20 protein-coding genes are annotated in these 18634 nt (G+C 43.2%); 5 read left to right on the forward strand and 15 right to left on the reverse strand.

Annotated features, from left to right (window positions below; translation table 11 throughout):
* Positions 1-115: 115 nt before the first annotated feature.
* The 8 genes from X939_RS0113555 to X939_RS0113590 all read right to left on the reverse strand — a co-directional run bounded on the left by X939_RS0113555 (position 116) and on the right by X939_RS0113590 (position 6886).
* A complete protein-coding gene (locus X939_RS0113555; RefSeq protein WP_025763819.1) occupies positions 116-592 on the reverse strand; it encodes a hypothetical protein in 477 nt (158 codons plus the stop codon).
* A gap of 16 nt (positions 593-608) precedes the next feature.
* Positions 609-1058 carry a hypothetical protein gene (locus X939_RS0113560; protein WP_025763820.1) on the reverse strand — a complete coding sequence of 150 codons (450 nt, stop codon included), beginning with the start codon at positions 1056-1058 and terminating at the stop codon, positions 609-611.
* 57 nt (positions 1059-1115) lie between these two features.
* On the reverse strand, positions 1116-1658 hold the full coding sequence (locus tag X939_RS0113565; RefSeq protein ID WP_025763821.1) for an RNA polymerase sigma factor: 543 nt from the start codon (positions 1656-1658) through the stop codon (positions 1116-1118).
* A 177-nt stretch (positions 1659-1835) separates the two neighbouring features.
* On the reverse strand, positions 1836-2789 hold the full coding sequence (locus X939_RS0113570; protein WP_025763822.1) for a transketolase family protein: 954 nt from the start codon (positions 2787-2789) through the stop codon (positions 1836-1838).
* A 71-nt stretch (positions 2790-2860) separates the two neighbouring features.
* On the reverse strand, positions 2861-3727 hold the full coding sequence (locus X939_RS0113575; protein ID WP_025763823.1) for a transketolase: 867 nt from the start codon (positions 3725-3727) through the stop codon (positions 2861-2863).
* Between the two features lie 98 nt (positions 3728-3825).
* Positions 3826-4278 carry a thioredoxin-dependent thiol peroxidase gene (gene bcp / locus X939_RS0113580; protein ID WP_025763824.1) on the reverse strand — a complete coding sequence of 151 codons (453 nt, stop codon included), beginning with the start codon at positions 4276-4278 and terminating at the stop codon, positions 3826-3828.
* A gap of 6 nt (positions 4279-4284) precedes the next feature.
* On the reverse strand, positions 4285-6228 hold the full coding sequence (locus X939_RS0113585) for a M23 family metallopeptidase (protein WP_052353462.1): 1944 nt from the start codon (positions 6226-6228) through the stop codon (positions 4285-4287).
* 46 nt (positions 6229-6274) lie between these two features.
* The gene (locus tag X939_RS0113590; RefSeq protein WP_025763826.1) at positions 6275-6886 is read right to left on the reverse strand and encodes a fumarylacetoacetate hydrolase family protein; all 612 of its coding nucleotides are present in this window, start codon (positions 6884-6886) and stop codon (positions 6275-6277) included.
* A gap of 253 nt (positions 6887-7139) precedes the next feature.
* On the opposite strand from X939_RS0113590, the gene X939_RS0113595 reads away from it, so the two are divergent.
* Positions 7140-7769 (forward strand): C40 family peptidase, encoded by a 630-nt coding sequence (locus X939_RS0113595; RefSeq protein WP_025763827.1) that lies wholly within the window; start codon positions 7140-7142, stop codon positions 7767-7769.
* 4 nt (positions 7770-7773) lie between these two features.
* Here X939_RS0113595 and X939_RS0113600 read toward each other — a convergent pair whose 3' ends face one another.
* Positions 7774-8427 (reverse strand): HAD family hydrolase, encoded by a 654-nt coding sequence (locus tag X939_RS0113600; RefSeq protein WP_025763828.1) that lies wholly within the window; start codon positions 8425-8427, stop codon positions 7774-7776.
* 233 nt (positions 8428-8660) lie between these two features.
* Here X939_RS0113600 and X939_RS0113605 point away from each other — a divergent pair, with 233 nt between their 5' ends.
* Both X939_RS0113605 and X939_RS0113610 read left to right on the forward strand, forming a co-directional pair.
* The gene (locus tag X939_RS0113605) at positions 8661-9101 is read left to right on the forward strand and encodes an RNA polymerase sigma factor (protein ID WP_025763829.1); all 441 of its coding nucleotides are present in this window, start codon (positions 8661-8663) and stop codon (positions 9099-9101) included.
* A gap of 12 nt (positions 9102-9113) precedes the next feature.
* Complete coding sequence (locus tag X939_RS0113610) at positions 9114-9596, forward strand: hypothetical protein (RefSeq protein ID WP_025763830.1); 483 nt, start codon at positions 9114-9116, stop codon at positions 9594-9596.
* On the opposite strand, the gene X939_RS0113615 is transcribed toward X939_RS0113610, so the two are convergent.
* Entirely contained in the window at positions 9593-10687 is a 1095-nt protein-coding gene (locus X939_RS0113615; protein ID WP_025763831.1) for an MBL fold metallo-hydrolase, read from the reverse strand. The genes X939_RS0113610 and X939_RS0113615 overlap by 4 nt on opposite strands.
* Positions 10688-10968: 281 nt before the next feature.
* On the opposite strand from X939_RS0113615, the gene ispF reads away from it, so the two are divergent.
* Both ispF and X939_RS0113625 read left to right on the forward strand, forming a co-directional pair.
* Positions 10969-11454: a 2-C-methyl-D-erythritol 2,4-cyclodiphosphate synthase gene (ispF, locus tag X939_RS0113620; RefSeq protein WP_025763832.1), complete on the forward strand. Its 486-nt coding sequence runs from the start codon at positions 10969-10971 to the stop codon at positions 11452-11454.
* A 50-nt stretch (positions 11455-11504) separates the two neighbouring features.
* The gene (locus X939_RS0113625; RefSeq protein ID WP_044199405.1) at positions 11505-12644 is read left to right on the forward strand and encodes an amidohydrolase family protein; all 1140 of its coding nucleotides are present in this window, start codon (positions 11505-11507) and stop codon (positions 12642-12644) included.
* Between the two features lie 86 nt (positions 12645-12730).
* Here the strand turns inward: X939_RS0113625 and X939_RS0113630 are convergent, their stop codons facing one another.
* The 5 genes from X939_RS0113630 to X939_RS0113650 form a co-directional block, all read right to left on the reverse strand.
* Positions 12731-13576, reverse strand: a complete 846-nt coding sequence (locus X939_RS0113630; RefSeq protein ID WP_025763834.1) for an arsenite methyltransferase — start codon at positions 13574-13576, stop codon at positions 12731-12733.
* Positions 13577-13639: 63 nt separating this feature from the next.
* Positions 13640-13969 carry an ArsR/SmtB family transcription factor gene (locus X939_RS0113635; RefSeq protein WP_025763835.1) on the reverse strand — a complete coding sequence of 110 codons (330 nt, stop codon included), beginning with the start codon at positions 13967-13969 and terminating at the stop codon, positions 13640-13642.
* Positions 13970-14024: 55 nt separating this feature from the next.
* Positions 14025-15806, reverse strand: coding sequence for an SGNH/GDSL hydrolase family protein (locus tag X939_RS0113640; protein WP_025763836.1), 1782 nt, complete (start codon positions 15804-15806; stop codon positions 14025-14027).
* A gap of 44 nt (positions 15807-15850) precedes the next feature.
* Entirely contained in the window at positions 15851-16303 is a 453-nt protein-coding gene (locus tag X939_RS0113645; protein WP_025763837.1) for a DUF4920 domain-containing protein, read from the reverse strand.
* A 688-nt stretch (positions 16304-16991) separates the two neighbouring features.
* Positions 16992-17954 carry a DUF4625 domain-containing protein gene (locus X939_RS0113650; protein ID WP_025763838.1) on the reverse strand — a complete coding sequence of 321 codons (963 nt, stop codon included), beginning with the start codon at positions 17952-17954 and terminating at the stop codon, positions 16992-16994.
* Positions 17955-18634: the final 680 nt, after the last annotated feature.

The following is an 18634-nucleotide window of genomic DNA, read 5'->3' on the forward strand; positions in this document are numbered from 1 at the left end:
GTAAATAGGGGTTGTCTTTTAGGACAGCCCCTATTTTTTTGTCCTATAAAAATATAAATGCACAAAAAAACCCGATACCAGATTGGCGTCGGGTCTTTTATATTACCGGTTCGACTTAGTTGTTTGGTTTATTTTCTCTGTTATGTTTGAGCCGCTGAATCAGCATTTCATTAAATGTCCGTTCCGCTTTATAGAGTTCAGCTACCTGGCTGGCAGATATTACCTTCAAAAAGTTCTGCTGATATTCTTTTTCAAGATCTAATTCCCGCTGTTTTAACTCCTGAACCTCCTTTAGATTATTCAAGGCTTCCCGGTCGTCTAGCCCTTCGGCTCTTTTTTCACCGAAAATCTTTCGCTGCTCCCGGTGAATCTGACGCTTCTTCTGAGAATATTCATTATAAACAGGCCAGAAGGCTGCCGATTGTTCAGCAGTAAGATTGAGACGATTGGTAATAATTGCCACTTTCGCATCCTGTATGCGTTTCATATCATCGTTCGAATGACGCTGCGCATAGGCCGTGGCCGACAACAACAAAACGAAAAATAAGCAACCAATACGTACCATATTTATTTTATTTAATAGCAATTCCATTTTCTATTTTGTTAGGTCAAATCGTTTCTAAATCTATGGATGAAGACTCCTGTAATTGCTGCATAATCATATTCTCATCCATACCATCAAGATAAAACATGATTGTAGAGTCTGCATCAAAAGCATTTTGTATTACTTGTTGCTCGCTCAGATCGTAATAGCTCAGGTTTTGCTCTTCCAGATATTCAATTATAGTACCATCACTAATACCACTAAGTGGCTCATTACCCAAGGCTCCCTGTTGTTCTGGAAAAGTCACCCAAATCAGTGATGCAATCAGCAGCATAGCCGCTGCCGAACTTAATCCCCATTGCCAGTTTTTAAGCACCGATCCTTTAGGTACTACCCCTGGTTGAGAAGGTATTCTAGCCATAATCTCCTGAGGTAGCTCATCGAAATACCGTTCCGGTGCCCTGAAGGGAGGCTTTTTTTCGATATCTTCTAACCGTAAACGTTTCTTATCCATGTTTTCCAATCTTTTCACTAAGCATTCGGGAGTTGGACTCCATTTGAAAGCCAAGGTTTAATCACTCGTATTTAAATAGTCTTCAATTTTTTTGGTGGCCCAATGATAGGAGGCTTTCAAAGCGCCCACCGAAGTGCCGGTAATCTCCGAAATTTCTTCATAAGGGAGCTCCTCATAATATTTGAGATTGAACACGAGTCTTTGTTTCTCAGGAAGTTTTAATAGCGCTTTTTGTAACTTCAGCTGAATGGCATCCCCGCTGAGCTCTGGATCCGATTCGAGTTTTTGAGATAGTTCGTTTTCTACGTCGTGTAAGGGGACAAAAAACCGGCGTTTCTTTTTATTTAAAAAATTAATGGCCTCGTTGCTCGCCACCCGATAGAGCCAGGTGTATATTTTTGAATCACCCCGAAACTTTTCTAAAGCATTCCACGCCTTAATAAAAACATCCTGAGTTATATCATTGGCATCATCATGATCTACCACCATTTTACGTACTAACCAATAAACTTTCTGCTGATACTTACGCACCAGCTGGTTGAAAGCGTTACGACGCGTTTCAGGATCTTCAAATAGGGCTAGTAACTCTTCGTCTGACATTCAATACAATTTGACAACCTATAACTATGTTGCGGAGCGATCTGACACGCCAGTAAGCAGCACAGCCACCAATATTAATCGATTTTAACGATTTGGGCAAATAAAATTAGAGTCTTGCGATAAGTCACCAGAATAGACTTAACACAAGACTCTAAAGCCTGGATCTAAAGTTAGATCTTATTTTCTTGACATCACTTTTTTAGCGGCCTCCACGATATTGACTGCCGAAAGGCCATATTTCTCCATCAGCTGAGCGGGCGTACCACTTTCGCCGAAGCTATCGTCAACAGCAATATATTCTTGAGGAACGAGGTCGTGTTTTACAATAAGCTGGGCCACGCTGTCTCCCAATCCACCAATCCGGTTATGCTCTTCGGCCGTTACCACGCAACGGGTTTTAGCAATAGATTTCAAAATTGCTTCATCGTCCAGAGGCTTGATGGTATGGATATTAATGATTTCTGCATTAATTCCTTCAGCAGCCAGGGTTTCCCCTGCCTGAATGGCCTCCCATACCATATGGCCTGTAGCGATGATGGTTACATCTGTACCTTCATTAACCATCCAGGCCTTTCCAATCTCAAATTTCTGATCGGCATCAGTAAATACGGGAATCACTGGACGGCCAAAGCGCAGGTATACCGGTCCTTCGTAATCGGCTATGGCAATGGTGGCTGCCTTGGTCTGGTTATAGTCACATGGGTTGATCACGGTCATTCCCGGAAGCATCTTCATCATGCCTATATCCTCCAGAATTTGGTGGGTGGCTCCATCTTCACCTAAAGTTAAGCCTGCGTGAGAAGCGCAAATCTTAACGTTCTTTCCGGAATAAGCAACGCTCTGACGGATCTGGTCGTAAACCCGACCGGTAGCAAAATTGGCAAAAGTAGTTGCAAAAGGTATTTTTCCTCCAATGGTCAAACCGGCAGATACGCCGATCATATTCGCTTCCGAGATTCCGCATTGAATAAAGCGGTCTGGATTTTCTTTAATAAAAGGATCCAACTTCAGAGAGCCTACCAAGTCAGCACAAAGGGCTACAACATTTGGGTTGGACTTGCCAAGCTCATGCATCCCGGCCCCAAAGCCTGAGCGGGTATCTTTTTTTTCTGTGAACGTGTATTTTTTCATTATATATCTTAAAAAATCTTGGTCTTGAATAAATATCACTGCAAGGCAGTATTATGGATCTCGTCTATGACTTAATAGTCCCCCATGGTTTCCTCCAGTTGACCCAAGGCCGCAGCCAGTTGGTCGTCGTTCGGAGCAGTTCCATGCCATTTATGCGTCCCCATCATAAAGTCCACGCCAAAGCCCATGCCCGTATGAACCATTACCATAATGGGTCGCCCATGCCCTAAGCGAGACTTGGCTTCATAAAGTCCTTTCAACAGGGCTGCCATATCGTTGCCCTCCTCGATGGTCAATACCTCCCAGCCAAACGCTTCGTATTTTTTCACCAAATCCAGGTTATTCATTACTTCTACAGTAGGCCCATCAATCTGCTGACCATTCAAGTCAATAAAGGCGATGAGATTATCAACCTTATGGTGGGGTGCAAACATAGCAGCTTCCCATACCTGTCCTTCCTGTTGCTCTCCATCGCCCATCAGTACATAAACGGTACTCGGATCGTTATTCAGTTTTTTGGCCTTGGCAGCTCCCAGAGCTACCGACATTCCCTGGCCCAATGACCCTGAAGCAATGCGAATTCCTTCCAAATGTTCGTGGGTAGTAGGATGTCCCTGCAGCCTTGTGTTCAGTTTACGGAAGGTAGCCATTTCTGGTACGGGGAAATACCCTTTACGGGCCAATACGCTATACCATACCGGAGAGATATGTCCATTGGAAAGAAAAAACATATCTTCATTCTTGCCATCCATATCGAAGACAGGCTTACCATCTTCTTCCTTAAGCTTCATTTGCTTAAAATAGAGGGCTACCAACAAATCGGCACATCCTAACGATCCACCTGGATGCCCCGACTGGCAACCATGAACCATGCGTACGATATCCCTACGCACCTGTGAGGCAACTTTTTCTAATTGTTCAATTTCCATTTTTGTCATTATTGATTAAAATATGGCCGTTATAAAGCAATTTATAAAGCCTGGGGAATTTGTAAAATTCGTAATTTGGGAAAGAATAATAAGACTCTATTTTGGCCTTAGGCCCCTACAATTTGATCGGTATGATTTTTGGTGTCGACCTTTTTAATAATCTCGGAGATTTTTCCTTCTTCATCGATTATAAAAGTCGTACGGGCGATCCCCATATAGGTTTTGCCATACATATTTTTCTCCACCCAAACCCCATAAGCCTCTACGATCTGATGATCCGTATCTGCCAATAAGGGAAAGGGTAATTCAAACTTCTCTATAAATTTGGTATGAGATTTTTCATCGTCAGCGCTTACGCCCAATACAACATATCCTTGAGAAAGCAGGCGCTCATAGTTGTCGCGCAGATTGCAGGCTTGCGCCGTACAACCCGGTGTATTGTCCTTAGGATAAAAATACAATATCACCTTTTTACCCCTAAAAGAGGAGAGCGACAAGGCATTTCCGTTTTGATCTTTTCCGGTAAATTCCGGAGCCTTAGTTCCAATTTCTAATGCCATAGCTGTTTATTTTCGTTTTTTGGCAGAATTTGTTTTCTCTTTTATTTCGGTTTGCAAGATAGTACTATTTCCCGCTCTATCGGTAACCTCAATGATAAGCTCACCTTCAAAGTCTTCATTTTCATCTAACTTGTCCGACCAAACCATTCCCGTTTTATAGTCATACAGTAGCAGGACCCAAGCTCCGTTCACCTCAGCATTAAAATGCTTAATTCCGGAATCATTATCTTGAATATAGGCCGCTATTCTGCTTTTACTTTGTTCGATTACCCTAAGTTTTGGAGGAATACTATCCGTCTTAATGACGAAGCTTCCCAATTCCCGGGTTCGGAAGGATATGCCATCCGAAGACCATTCCCCTCCTATAAAGCTATAATTACCATCCTTATACCGATAAATATGGCTTTTATCTTTATTGGCCGGCACAAAATCAGGCTTGAAGCCTAGCTGAATATAATGGCGCAGGGCTACTCCCGGATCATTGACTGTGAGCATCTGCCCTTTGCGGTGTGTCCTGACATATAAGGTATCGAAAAGGCTGCTGCTATCGGTGACCATGTACCAATCTTCTTTCTGAAACCGCTGAGGAATTCCCGGAAGAAAAACCGTTTGAAAATCTGTACGCAGGAGATGTTTGCCAATGCGCACAGAATCGGGTAGAACCCGTCGTAAATCCAGTAAAAAAGTGGCCCCCGCACCAGTGTGGGCAGAAGCAGTGAATGACTTCTGAAGACCGTCACGATAAACCAACATCTCGGGATTCTGATTTTGATATCCCGGCGCCTCAATCTTATATACATTTTCTTCAATAGAAGCTGTCAGACCCGAAGCTTCGTTTGAGGTTTCGGAGGGCATAGGGGGGGCTACCGCCTCTCCTTTTATCCGAAAAACAAGTTCACTGGCATTTTGATATGAATCGGAGATGGTTACCTGCACAGTATGGGTTAGCGAATCTGTAATCATTAGCCGACCTTTATGCTCATCGGTTTTGTAAAGATTAAACTGGTTGCCATCAGGCACATAGCATCTCAAATATCGCTCACCACGCTCCTGCTGAGTCGAATAGTCGATCAAATTATTATAATCTCTGGTAGCGGCATTGGGAAATATTTCCATATTATAAGAAAATATTTCCTTCCCGTCCACTTTCACTTCAATGCATTGGAGGCCATAACGGAAGCCTGTTCCGGTCATCTGGTCGAAGGCTTGAAGATCAATACCTATGGCCCCAGTACCAGTAATCGTTCCTGGTAATTGGTAACTTCCATCCTTTTGTCGGATAGGTGTGAACTCTTTTCGATCGAACCGCCCATTGATCCTACTATCTATGGACAGAGGTCTCAAGGCCAGTTTCACAAATTTGGGAGGGGCATTATCTATTATTTCTTTAAAATCGAAAAAGAGTGGATTGATATAATTGTCTTTCGAATCCCTTATTTCAAAATGCAAATGCGGACCTGCAGAACCTCCAGTGTTACCGGACAAGGCAATTACTTCCCCTTTTTTAAAAACAATCGAGTCGGTAGGAGGGTATAAATCAATTTCAAAAGTGCGCTTTGCATATTGATTACGGCGTACGTAGTCGGCAATCTTTGATCCGAATACCTTCAAATGACCATATACAGTGGTTTGTCCATTAGGATGCCTCAGGTAAATGACGTTTCCATAACCTCCCCTTTGTACACCTATCTTGTAAACATATCCCTGCGCCGCTGCGTGCACGGGCAAACCCTCGCGCTGCTGGGTACGAATATCGGTACCCGCATGAAAGTGATTGGTACGAAGGTCTCCCAACCCACCAGAAAGGGAATTACTCAGACCGGGGCGGATAGGGAATTGATAATATCCTTTCGGATAGGTCAGACGTTGGCTCTGGGCAGTATTTCCCATTAATAGAATCAACAACCCTATAAAAATTGACGACAACAGAGTGCCAGTATGACGCAACATGCACATATATTATTTGTAATGAATAGTGTTCCTGATTCAGAACACATTATTTCACGGAAAGCTTCATCATTTCCTTACCTTCGAGATAGGTAGTTAAGGTATCTCCAATCTGTACTGCTCCCACTCCTTTAGGCGTTCCGGTAAAAATCAAATCACCTTTTTTAATCATAAAAAATTTGGAAATAAAAGAGATCAGATGATTTACACGGTAGAGCATCATCGAGGAATTTCCCTCCTGTTTCATCTCCCCATTGAGTGCCAGGCCAAAATTCAGGTTTTGTATGTCTCCTAGCTCCGATAAGCTGACAAATTCGGAAACTGGGGCGGAGCCATTAAAGGCTTTGGCCAGTTCCCAAGGCAGGCCTTTGGCCTTGAGCTCCGACTGCAAATCCCGAGCTGTGAAGTCAATACCTACTGCTACTTCACTGTAATATTTGTGAGCAAACCGCTCTTCTATGTTCTTGCCTACCCGGTTGATCTTGACAACCAACTCCACTTCATAATGGATATCTTTAGAGAATTCAGGATAAAAAAATGGCTCCCCAGCTCTGATCTGAGCAGTTTCAGGTTTTAAAAATATAACGGGAGCATCTGGGCGCTCATTATTCAATTCGGCAATATGTTCCGTATAATTCCGGCCAACACATATAATCTTCATAGACTGTAGAAATATAAATCACTTAAACCATTATACAAAACTACTTACATTGCGTTCAGTCCAATACTATTTACCTTAAATTTTAGCTAGAGTGAAGTTTTTCAACAATATTTCCTGTTTTTTAAAACCTAATACTAGAAAATTGAAAATTTATTTACCTTTTTGCCTCCACTCAACGTTAGGAATTAAATAGTTGCTGGCGTCGACGCCAATATGAACATTACTTTTTGACTAATTGATTACACATCCTTACATGCATACTTTCAACATCCCTAACCTATTCAGCATATTATTCATCAGTATAACCCTAATGGCCTGCGACACTCTTAGAAAAGGGCCATCCAATGCCTCGGCGGCCCGGCCCTATAGCCGCCCCAGCCATGCTTCCAAATCTGCTCCGACCCGCAACACGGGGAGCCTTTACAAAAAGCCAGTCAAAGCACCGGCAAAACCCTCTCGTACTTATCCTCCATCCACTCCGCCTTCCTCTAAAGAAATAGCCAGTGTTATAGAAGCGGCCAGGGCCTATACGGGCACCCCCTACCGATCGGGCGGAAATGATGCATCGGGAATTGATTGCTCTGGACTAATTTGTACTGTATATTCTGAAGTGGGAATAAAGGTGCCAAGAATTTCCTGGCAACAGTCTGAGTATGGTCGAGAAGTGAGCAGCATTTCAGAGATACGTCCGGGCGATTGGTTATTCTTTGTCCCTGAAGCAGGCAAAGAAGGCTATGTCTCTCATGCTGGAATCGTTACTGATGTGCGTGGTCAACAGGAAATTATCTTCATCCACGCATCCTCTTCCCGGGGTGTTCGTGAAGACAACCTATTCTCTACTTATTTTAAGGGCAGATTTGTGAAAGCCATGAGGCCATTATAAACCACTATATCTGTAGCAAGTCCTGAAAACTTAAATGAACATAATCGGCAATGTACAAATCGCAAGGAGGTAATTCATCCTTATCATGTGAACTCAAAACCCCTACGACACGCATACCCGCATTTTTGGCCGCGGTGATACCAGAAAATGAGTCTTCAAAAACCAGGCAGTCTTCTGGTTCCACACCAAGATTATGAGCACTCTTCAGGTATACTTCCGGATGAGGTTTATGTTTATTAACATCCTCGCTGGCTAATAAGGAACCAAAATGGGGACCCAGCCCAATCTCTCCCAGTATCATTTCCAAATTTGCCCGAGGCGCTGAAGTAGCTACCCCCAACCCTATGGACTGCGATACCAATTCCTCAAAAAAAGTTTTGAAACCTGCAATGGGGTCGACATAGGGCTTATAAAGCGTTCGGAATAGCCCCTCTTTCTCTTCTTCCATTTCCAAAAGCTCTGACCCCTCTATCGGCCTTCCCAGGAAATGAGAAAGAATATAGCTATTACTTTTGCCATACATGTGCTCCTTAAAAGCCTCTTCTGTAGGTTTTAGCTCTCGTTTCTCAAAAAAAGTTTTAAATGCAACGGAATGATATGGATTGGTATGGCAGATCACTCCATCCATATCGAAAATTACAGCGCTCAATTTTTTCATTCTGCAAAGCTAAAAAAAACTAATATCAACTTTACACTTCCTGCTTAGGATATGCTTGATTTTAAGGCGGGGTCCACAGCTATACGCAGTTAATTTCATTATAATTTGTAAGTTTTTTCTATCAAAATAATCGAAAATACTCTAATGTATTTGAAATTATATATATCTTTACTATCCTTTGAACTTGATAATCTTCATAAAATTACCTGAATGCTCCCAAAACGACCGAGGTTATGACCGATTTGAAAAAGCCCTCCATGACGGAAACTGAACTGAACAGAAATAAGCCCATAACCCCTGCAGAGGCATATGATCGCTATGGAGCAATGGCCTATGGGATCATACTTCAGATAGTGCCTCAAACTCATTTGGCTCAGGAAATTTTGGTAGAGGTCTTCGCCTCGCCCTTGTTAAAAGCCTGTAACAGTTATCCATTTTCATATGCTGTTTGCATCATTAAGCTAGCCAGAAGCAAGGCCATAGAGGCAAGGCGTAAAGTCGGGTCCTATATTTCAGATCCCTTGACTGAACCAGAGTTACTTACCGAACGCGTTTTTGAACTTACCTTCCGTCAGGGTCTAACTCCTGAAGAAGTAGCCGAGCGCCTGCAGATTACTAAATCAGAGGTCTTAAAATCATTCCATGCTTTTTTTGTCACTAGTAATAACATCTAATTTTATTAAAAATTGAAATTACAGGACCTAATTAGCAGTGGTTTGTTAGAAGCCTATCTCCTAGGCATGGTAGATGCCCAGGAGCGGCAATCGGTAAATGAAATTATTGACAATAATCCAGAGGCAATGGAATATCTTATTGCTCTGGAGAATAGAATGCAGAATTACTTTCTCCAAGGATCTGTGTCCCCTCCCGAAGCTACCCGTGAGATACTCACTTTGAGGTTGCAACAAGCTCGTTTCGAAAGGACTCCCAAGGGAGGAACTTCCCATGACAAAAAAGCTTCAGCTTCACCGGAATACCTGGACATAGAAGTTGAAGACACTCAGATGAAAGTACATAAATTCTGGCGCCCGGCATTTATTGCAGTTTTTATTCTTTCTAAAATATTCCTGATACTTGGCCTATACTTTTACTTTAAAACCGCAAGCCTGGAAAAGGAACTCGATGCCATGCGAAAGCAGGTAAAACCTACACCTACGGTTAATCTCTAACCAAGTTCCCACCATTCGGAATTGGGCCACGGTTTCCCGAGTATAATCTGTTCTCCAATCATTGGCGTGGCCAGGGGCATATTCAGCTCATGGGCCTTGTGGGCGATACGTCGGGCGGGCTCATTCCAATCGTGCATGGCCAGAGCATACTTTCCCCAGTGAACTGGCCATAATGCCTTAGCACCTAAATCAAAACTAGCTTGCACTGTTTGCTCGGGCATCATATGTATATAGGGCCACCAGCGATTGTATTGTCCGCATTCCAAAATCGCCAAATCGAAAGGACCAAATTTTCTACCTATTTCTTTGAAATGCTGCTCATAGCCAGAATCTCCACCTAAAAAGAGTGTCTCAGAAGCCGTTTTAAATACATAGGAAACCCAGAGGGTCTGTCCTCTTTTTAAACTCCTTCCAGAAAAATGCCTGGCAGGAGTAGCTGTAAGATTCACGTCCGGAATAATGGAAGTGGTCTCCCACCAGTCTAGCTCCGTAATTCTCTCTGCAGCAATGCCCCAGTATTCAAGGTGTGCCCCTACTCCCAGAGGAACAACGAATCTGGTGGGTGAGTCTATCATTGCTTTTATGGTATGATGATCCATATGATCATAATGGTCATGTGTCAGTACTACGAAATCAATGGACGGCAAATCTTCTAACCCATATGCAAGTGATCCCTTAAATCCCTTTGTACCTATAAACGAAACCGGCGAGATACGTTTACTAAAAACAGGATCGACTAAAATATTGATTCCATTTCGCTGAATCATATAAGAGCTATGACCGAAATAAGTGATGGTAGGATTGGGTGATGGAGCTATCAAAAAAGCGGTCCGAACAACAGGAACATCAGCTTTTGGCGAAACATTAGGATTGGGGTTGATCAGCATTTTATGAAGCATTTTGATCAGGCTTGCATCCTCCGATTGCACGGGGGTCGGCGTAAGGTTCTGGAAGCTTCCATCTTTATAATGCGGTGATTGCTTAATCCGGAGTAACCGATCCCCCTTGGGCGCCTTGCCCAGTGATTCCATCCGCAAACTAAAAAAGACGGTTCCGCCTAGTATGGCTAGAAAAATAGTAAAAGTGATCATGATAATCTTTTGAGATAAAAAACACAGACTGGAGGTCAGAAAAGCAAATGGAACGGATAAGAACCTAACTTACAACGGACTATTCCTTTTCATATATTTATATTCATATGGACAATTAAGGATTTCATTCCCTTTTTATGTCATACCCATTTCAATACAACGTACGAATAAATTAGGTTCCTCATAGCATTATAGGGCTTACGTGGAGGACTATACCGATAGCTTCTCACTTGCAATTACCAACTATTTTATAGATTCTTGCAAAAACATAAACCTCATTCATGTTTCCATTTCGTATAGGACAGGGCTACGACGTCCACCAGTTAGAAGAAGGCCGGCCCTTTTGGCTCGGCGGCATCCAGATTCCACATTCACACGGAGCCAAGGGACATTCAGATGCCGACGTGGTCTGTCATGTACTTTGTGATGCCCTCTTGGGAGCGGCAAATTTGCGCAATATAGGTTATCATTTTTCCGACAAAGATCCTCAATGGAAAGGTGTGGATAGCAAACTCTTGCTAGCAAAAGTCCTTGAGATGATCAGGGAAAAAGGCTATGAGGTTGGCAATGTAGATGTTACCATCGTATTGCAGCAACCCAAACTGAATCCCCATATCCCAGCTATGAAAGTCTGCCTGGCCCAGGTCATGCAGCTGGATGAAGAGGCAATTTCCATCAAGGCTACCACCTCCGAAATGCTAGGTTTTGTAGGCCGGGAGGAAGGAATAGCGGCACATTGTGTGGCCTTGATTCACCGTCCGGAATAACTTAATATTGATTACTTATTGAATTCTAACAGCTAAACAGCCCAGAATATATGTTGATCAAAAAAATGCTTTTCGCGGGAGTACTGGCGGTGGCTGGCCTCGGTAGTTTATGTGCACAACAGAGCCGACTTAAGGAAGAACCGCTGGGATTCGAAGAATACGACCCCGTGTCTACACTGATCGTGGAGGAGAATCCCGTTACTAAAGCGAAATATCCGTTTATCGATGTGCACAACCACCAATATCGGATGCCGACGCAGGATTTGGGCCAGTTAAAGCTGCAAATGGACAGTCTGAATATGGGCATCATGGTGAACCTCAGCGGCCGGGGCTGGTTTCAGGAGTGGGCCGAAGGCACCCAACATTTGAAAGGAGCCCTTGAAAATGTAAGTAAAAATGGCGGCAAAAGAATTGCCATCTTCACCAATTTGCAGTTTAAAGATTTTGGCGAGGAAGACTGGAGCAAAAGAGCCGTAGCCCAGCTTGAAGAAGATGTTAAAATGGGTGCGAAGGGGCTAAAGATCTATAAGAGCTTAGGCTTTAGCGGTATCCGCGACGAGAAGGGTAAGCGGGTAGCCGTGTCCGATCCCCGCCTCCAACCCGTATGGCAAAAATGTGGCGATCTGGGCATTCCTGTACTGATTCATACGGCCGACGTTCCTTCGTTCTGGGATCCGATGGATCGGTATAACGAGAGATGGCTGGAGCTTAAAACGCACCCAAATCGCCGCCGAGGTGATGTAGACCCTATACCCTTCGACTCCCTGATTGCGGAACAACATGCCATCTTCCGCAACAATCCCAAGACCACCTTCATCAACGCCCATATGGGCTGGTATGCCAATAACCTCAGGAAGCTCGATAGTCTCATGACTGTTTTTCCGAATACCTATGTGGAAATTGGGGCCGTGATAGCCGAGCTGGGACGGCAACCACGGACAGCCAAAAAGTTTTTTGACAAACACCAGGATCGGGTACTATTTGGAAAAGATAGCTGGGTACCTTCCGAATATTCGACCTATTTCCGGGTGCTGGAAACGGAAGATGAATATTTCCCTTATCACAAAAAATACCATGCCTTCTGGCGCATGTACGGTTTGGGACTCTCCGATGAAGTATTGAAAAAGCTTTATTATAAAAATGCTTTGAAGATTATCCCGGGCTTGGATAAAACGGCATTCCCCGACTGATGCCGTATATACTCAAGCAAGCAAAAAGCGATACAGCACCTTCCTTAGTTTAGGAAAGACTGTATCGCTTTTGTTTTAAGCATGCCTTAGCAGCAACCCGAGCCCGGAGCGCAGACCCCTGCCTCCAAGGGCTTTTGAGCAAAAACGGTAACACTCACAATACGTGCATCGCCATTTCTGTAAGTCTCAATTTCCTCGGCGGACAAATAATTGTTCAGAATATCATCGGGAATTTCAATAGGCTTTTGCTTCTGCACGGTTAATGCTGCAAAGCCATTATTGACGATTAAGTCCAGATATTCCGAACGTTGAATGGCCCCCGACACACAGCCGGCATACATTTCGGCAGCCTGCTGTATGGGCTCAGGAAGGTTGCCCTCCAGCACAATATCGGAAATACTAAAATGCCCTCCCGGTTTTAATACCCTATAAATCTCCTTAAAAACCGCATCCTTATTGGGTACCAGATTCAACACACAATTACTTACGATCACGTCGGCGACATTTGCCGTTACAGGCATGTGCTCTATGTCCCCCTGCCGAAATTCCACATTATTAAATCCCCTCTTTTCGGCGTTCTCTCGGGCTTTATTAATCATAGCCGGGGTAAAATCGATGCCGATGACCTTTCCCGACACTCCTGCCTCCTGACGTGCGACAAAGCAATCGTTTCCAGCCCCACTACCGAGATCGATTACCGTATCACCTTCCTTGATCAGGGCGAATTGAGTGGGTAATCCACAGCCGAGGCCCAAATCGGCCTCAGGTTGATAGCCTTCCAGATGCTGATAATCTTCACTCATAATATTATATACCTCGGTAGAGCAGCCCCCTGCCCCGCAACAAGAGGCCATATTGTCGGCCTTATCTTGTAGGGCTATTTCTCCATATTTTTGTTTTACCAGCTCTTTGAGTTCCTGTTCTTTTTCCAAACTATTCATTGCGATATTACGATTAAATGTTTATATTAATATACTACACTGACCACGACGGGGTTAGTTACAACAAGAGGTATTCAGATCGGCAGCAAACAGTCCACCAAACATCTGGCGGGCCTCCTCCCACACTACCTCGTTGATACAGTAGCAGACCCGAGGAGGATCAATCTCCCCTTTGATTAATCCAATCCCCTTCAGTTCTTTTAAATGTTGTGATACGGTGGCCTGTGCCAAAGGAAGCACATTGACCAGATCGCCACAGACACACGATTTCTCCTTTAACAAATGTTGCAAAATGGCTATTCTGGCAGGATGTGCTAAACCTTTCGCTAAATCGGCCATCCTATTCTGTTGCTCCGTAAAGCCTCCTGTTTTTGTTACTCCCATGCTGTAAAGGTAAGAATATTTTCATTAATCGCAATATTGCGATTAGTTATTATTGTCAAGGTCTAAGTAATCTGCTATATTCTTTACCCACTAAATCATATCCTTCGGTATTCGGGTGGAGCCCATCACTAAACCAGCGCTCTTCAATCTGTCCATTCTTCAGAAACACCTTTCCGGGATCAATAAACCTGACCCCTTTCTCAGAAGCCAAGCGTTTCATTGATTCATTAATAATCCGGATACGTTCCTCATCGTTGCGCCGGGGGTATATTCCCACCATATAGAGCTGAGATGCTGGTTGTCTGTGACGAATAGCTTCCAGGAGCATATCCCAGCCGGCTACCATCTCCTCATCGCTGGTGAGATGTAAATTATTGGTCCCGATCTGCAACAGGATTCTCTTGGGTTTCATTCCGTCCAGCTCTCCATGGTATACCCTCCAGAGCACATTTTCGATACGATCCCAGCCAAAGCCCATATTAAGGGTTCTGCTATAGCCAAATGTACTGTTCCATGAAGCCTTCCCCCTGGCCGTATGTCCTTCGGGCTGTCCGCCCCAGAAATGCGTAATAGAATTACCAATCACGACGGTTTCGATATTATTCTGAGTCGCGACTTGCAGCACTTCCTGATGTCTTTTCTCCCAGTCGTAACGCATCAACTCCCTAAGCTGGGTTACTGGAATGGTGGTACTTACCTTTCCTACAGGCATCGCCAAAATGGTCCTGATATGTCTTTCATACCCTTCTGCATAGCGCATCATCCCCAGATCGTTGGGGTGGGTACCATCCACCATGGTGTCGATGTCCTGCCCAAAATCGCCGATGGGTATGAGGTACAAATCCTTAATCCCCTCTTGCTGAAGCTGGGCGAAGGCTTCCCGAATCACCTTGTTTACCTCCTCGTAATACCCTTTACTCGTTGGATTGATGGCGGCATCGGTATAGCCCGCATGTTCCGACAGTATGATGGGACTGCCTGGCCGGCGTTGCCGGAGGGATCGTACGCTCTGCAAAATACGCTGACGCACATATTCTATCGTATAGGTTACGGTGGGCCGCACCGTCAGATTGGGCAGACAGTCCAGCACATACATGCGGGCGTCCTGTTCTCCAATCAGATCGATCAGCTCGGGCTCCAGACGTCCATTACCCGAAAAGGCCACGTTCAGCACGGGAACATCCAGTTTCCGACTCAGGATATTGGTCCAGGCCATTCCCGGGCGGGAGGTGCAGGCCCCCTGGGCGATGGAAGTACCATAAATAACGATGGGCTTTTCGGGCCTGGCCTGCAAGGGGGTAAAATCCGAACTATCCGCAACACCAATCTCCAACCATTTCACCCCGTTATAAAGTGGTAAATAAAGGCGATATTCTCTTCCGAGATCGTGTTGGGGATCATGAGCATTCAGGTTTGCAAACTGAAAGGAGACCGTATCCTTAAACGCATATTTCCCAGCACACCAAAGTTGTTCTCCATCGTTGGAAACGGCATACAAATCCACTCCACTAACCCCCGTAGCAGGCATATGGGGCAGTTCCATTTTTCCAGTTACCTGGTAGCGTATCCTTATTTCGGAAGCATTGCTACGAAAACGAATCATCATCCCAGCCGTTTGCCGGGACAGGTTCCAGACCGCCTCACGCACCACGCCATGGGCTTTAGCCGGCAGGCGGTCGTAAGGATTTTCGAGGCCGGTACGCCAGCCTTGCCCTTCCAGCACCGAATCCACTGAAGCAACGGGGTTGTACCAGGTAATGGGTGAATCCTGTGCGTAACCTTTCCAGGCGCAAATTTGAAGAATAAACAGGAATAAGAAACGGGTAATTTTCATCATTATTAGAAATGGTTTAGGGAGGGATAGTAAAGGTCAGGAATGAGCTATTTCACAATGAGGCCATTGGCTACGAAGGTAAGTTCCTCCGAGGGCTCTGTAATGGCATCGATCTCTGCCTGACTTTTGCCAGCATCCTTGGCATAATGCTGTAGGTGGTCGACAGAGACTATTTTCTTAAGCGCCTCCCCTTCCATAACTACTGTTTTACCGGCTATATCTTTGGGAACGAAAAAAGCATACTCCTTAAACATCACTCTCATGGTATGTCCATCATTTAAATTAACCTTCATCCAGCAGCCCTTCATCTGGCAGACCGACTCAACAGTACCCGTCACTTTGGCTTTCAAGGCCGGCTTGTCTCCCATTTTACTGGGCAAGTCTGTGGCTGCCATGGCCCTGTTTTCGTTTATTTTCTTACCAAAATATTCCCTATTCTGGGCCCAAGCAGCCTGACCCCAGGTAGACAGTGCCACCAGCATTATAAGTATCGCTTTCATCAATCCGTGTTGGTTGGTTCTAAAAGGCCCTAATTTAATTAAGTTTTGGCTATACTCTGAGTTTGTAGGTAAAAAGTGAGGTCCTGGGGGTGTAATGGCTAATGGACAGACGATATATAGAGCCCAGAGGATCAGGTAAAGCTTTAATCTCAAATTATTTCCTAGAAAATCCTATCAAGATACTTCAATAAAGGATATTTCTATATAAGTATTCTTACAAAGAATTAAATTTATTTTTGATATAAAACCATAATACATTATACTTACCCGTTGTGCGGTTTAAACGAACAAGACAGTTTTTAACAGCTTAATGGGCCTATTATTTTGTAAATTCAGGAACTGAAGTACTGCTACAGCAATCACTTTGGCAACCACTCTTGGCAAAAGACCATCTAAAGATTTAGAATAATTTCATTTAAACATCACCTGATCACAAAGTTGGGAGAATATAGTTTCGATTCTTTTTCGAATATATCTATGGGAGCTATTACATTCTATCCCACTCCCTAACATAAAGATTTCAAGTTTACGACTTTAGAAATTAAAATTGCAAATGATAGTGGTTCATTATACTGATATTTCAAGAATATATGTGGAACAAAAAAGCCCCGAAGGGCTTTAACTTTTTCATGATTCTGCAGATTTTGGTTCTTTGACAAAAGAATAAAATACTATTGTTGTAGGGATTTTATAGATCCATATTAACCTCTACTCCTACATAATGGAATATGGTCATATTGTACGTGCTGTTGTGATAAATAGTCCCAACATAATAGTCACCTGATTCCCATTCTTTAAGTCCAGAAATAGTGGCAGGGATTGGGGAATTATTATCTTTTTCGGCTCCAATTTTCAACCTTGAAATAATTGGAAATCCCTCTCTCTCAAAATTTATATGACTCCACCTTTCCGTCTGTTCCAAATTCTTATGTTCAAAAACATCTACTACCATAGCTTTAGTAAAATCAATTGCATCAATAGATTCAGGACGATGATTATGCTTTTTGTTGATAAGTAAAACATAGAGCTTCCCCTCCCCTTTTATGCCTCCAACTGTCGCAGCAGCATCAAGAACTTCGCCTTTATCTATACCCACTTGAAAATTACCATATTCTAAAGAAATTGGATCACGGTATCCACCCTTAGATAAAATATACAAGACTTTGAAACTTTCGCCTCGGGCAGAAACGGTAAACTCTGTAAGCTTCGGATCAACAGGCAGGTTTTCTGGAGCATATATGTTAATGGCTCTTTTTTCTTCTAAAGTGGTTCCGTTTTCATCCTGTATTACAATAATAAAATCATACCTCCCTTCTACCGCATCTTCGGGAATGGTGAAATGCTTATGCAAATTCGTATTCTTCGCCCCCTTGTATTGCTCCCAAGTCAGTTCAAATTTCCAAGGACTTGTGTAGTTTTCACCCTCAATAGGCAGCATTTTCACTTTGACTAAGTCAATCTTGTCCCCTGCAATTATATCTGCATTCACATGGAAGTCTCGTCCAATTATTCCAATCTCATTATTATTTAGACCTACCTCAACATTTTCAAGAGTGGGCATAGGCAATATTGGTTCTTGATCATTTTCACAGGAACTCATTAAGATGGATGACAGAACCATTAAAAGCAGTGCGTAGATTTTGTTTTTCATTCTAATTCAATAAAAGTTAAAATTGACGGTTTAGGGAAAGTCCATTAATCCTTTCTATCTCTGATAACTTGATCCATCTGTAGAATACTTTATCTGGTATATGTTATTATATAGATTCTTTACCTGGGCACCTACATGGATCTTTTTGTGGATAAATAGAAATAAATAAGAAATCCTAACCTAAAGTTGCTTTACTATGATGCACTTCATCTAAAAATTTTCCTACCAAAGAATTAACTTCAGCGGCTTGGTTAAAACAAGCTAAAAAGAAGCATATTAAAGTAGATTATTAAATAACAAATGCAACAATGTTGCAAATATAAAGATGCTGTTTGTGTTTTACCAGAATTCATAGTTTTTTTTTAATTTTAAATTATTGTTGCCAAAAAAACGGATGTGTGAAAATTATCCTCGTTTGTGTTGTGAGAAAGGTTGTTTTAGTCGGATTTTCAAAACTAAGCCTCTGTCATTTCAGGGAAAATAGGATTAAGAATTTTCATTTTTTGTTTATTGATAATAATCATCCTACTCTTCTCTTGATTTTACAGAAATGCGTACAACATGGAATAGTGCATTGGCTGCCCTCTGATGATGAACACCATGTTTGAAAAGACCCAATTCCTTTTTAGTGTGCTTCTTACGAGTGTAATTAACAAGTTGGCAAGCATCGTTATACACAT

Source organism: Dyadobacter tibetensis Y620-1 (assembly GCF_000566685.1).
GTDB lineage: Bacteria > Bacteroidota > Bacteroidia > Cytophagales > Spirosomataceae > Dyadobacter > Dyadobacter tibetensis.

Coding starts and splice junctions, on each gene's coding strand:
- X939_RS0113615 (WP_025763831.1), bottom strand. CDS start 10,687: ATGATCACTTTTACTATTTTTCTAGCCATACTAGGCGGAACCGTCTTT.
- X939_RS0113595 (WP_025763827.1), top strand. CDS start 7,140: ATGCATACTTTCAACATCCCTAACCTATTCAGCATATTATTCATCAGT.
- bcp (WP_025763824.1), bottom strand. CDS start 4,278: ATGGCATTAGAAATTGGAACTAAGGCTCCGGAATTTACCGGAAAAGAT.
- X939_RS0113605 (WP_025763829.1), top strand. CDS start 8,661: ATGACCGATTTGAAAAAGCCCTCCATGACGGAAACTGAACTGAACAGA.
- X939_RS0113625 (WP_044199405.1), top strand. CDS start 11,505: ATGTTGATCAAAAAAATGCTTTTCGCGGGAGTACTGGCGGTGGCTGGC.
- X939_RS0113555 (WP_025763819.1), bottom strand. CDS start 592: ATGGAATTGCTATTAAATAAAATAAATATGGTACGTATTGGTTGCTTA.
- X939_RS0113575 (WP_025763823.1), bottom strand. CDS start 3,727: ATGACAAAAATGGAAATTGAACAATTAGAAAAAGTTGCCTCACAGGTG.
- X939_RS0113645 (WP_025763837.1), bottom strand. CDS start 16,303: ATGAAAGCGATACTTATAATGCTGGTGGCACTGTCTACCTGGGGTCAG.
- X939_RS0113635 (WP_025763835.1), bottom strand. CDS start 13,969: ATGGGAGTAACAAAAACAGGAGGCTTTACGGAGCAACAGAATAGGATG.
- X939_RS0113590 (WP_025763826.1), bottom strand. CDS start 6,886: ATGAAGATTATATGTGTTGGCCGGAATTATACGGAACATATTGCCGAA.
- ispF (WP_025763832.1), top strand. CDS start 10,969: ATGTTTCCATTTCGTATAGGACAGGGCTACGACGTCCACCAGTTAGAA.
- X939_RS0113650 (WP_025763838.1), bottom strand. CDS start 17,954: ATGAAAAACAAAATCTACGCACTGCTTTTAATGGTTCTGTCATCCATC.
- X939_RS0113560 (WP_025763820.1), bottom strand. CDS start 1,058: ATGGATAAGAAACGTTTACGGTTAGAAGATATCGAAAAAAAGCCTCCC.
- X939_RS0113585 (WP_052353462.1), bottom strand. CDS start 6,228: ATGTTGCGTCATACTGGCACTCTGTTGTCGTCAATTTTTATAGGGTTG.
- X939_RS0113600 (WP_025763828.1), bottom strand. CDS start 8,427: ATGAAAAAATTGAGCGCTGTAATTTTCGATATGGATGGAGTGATCTGC.
- X939_RS0113640 (WP_025763836.1), bottom strand. CDS start 15,806: ATGATGAAAATTACCCGTTTCTTATTCCTGTTTATTCTTCAAATTTGC.
- X939_RS0113565 (WP_025763821.1), bottom strand. CDS start 1,658: ATGTCAGACGAAGAGTTACTAGCCCTATTTGAAGATCCTGAAACGCGT.
- X939_RS0113570 (WP_025763822.1), bottom strand. CDS start 2,789: ATGAAAAAATACACGTTCACAGAAAAAAAAGATACCCGCTCAGGCTTT.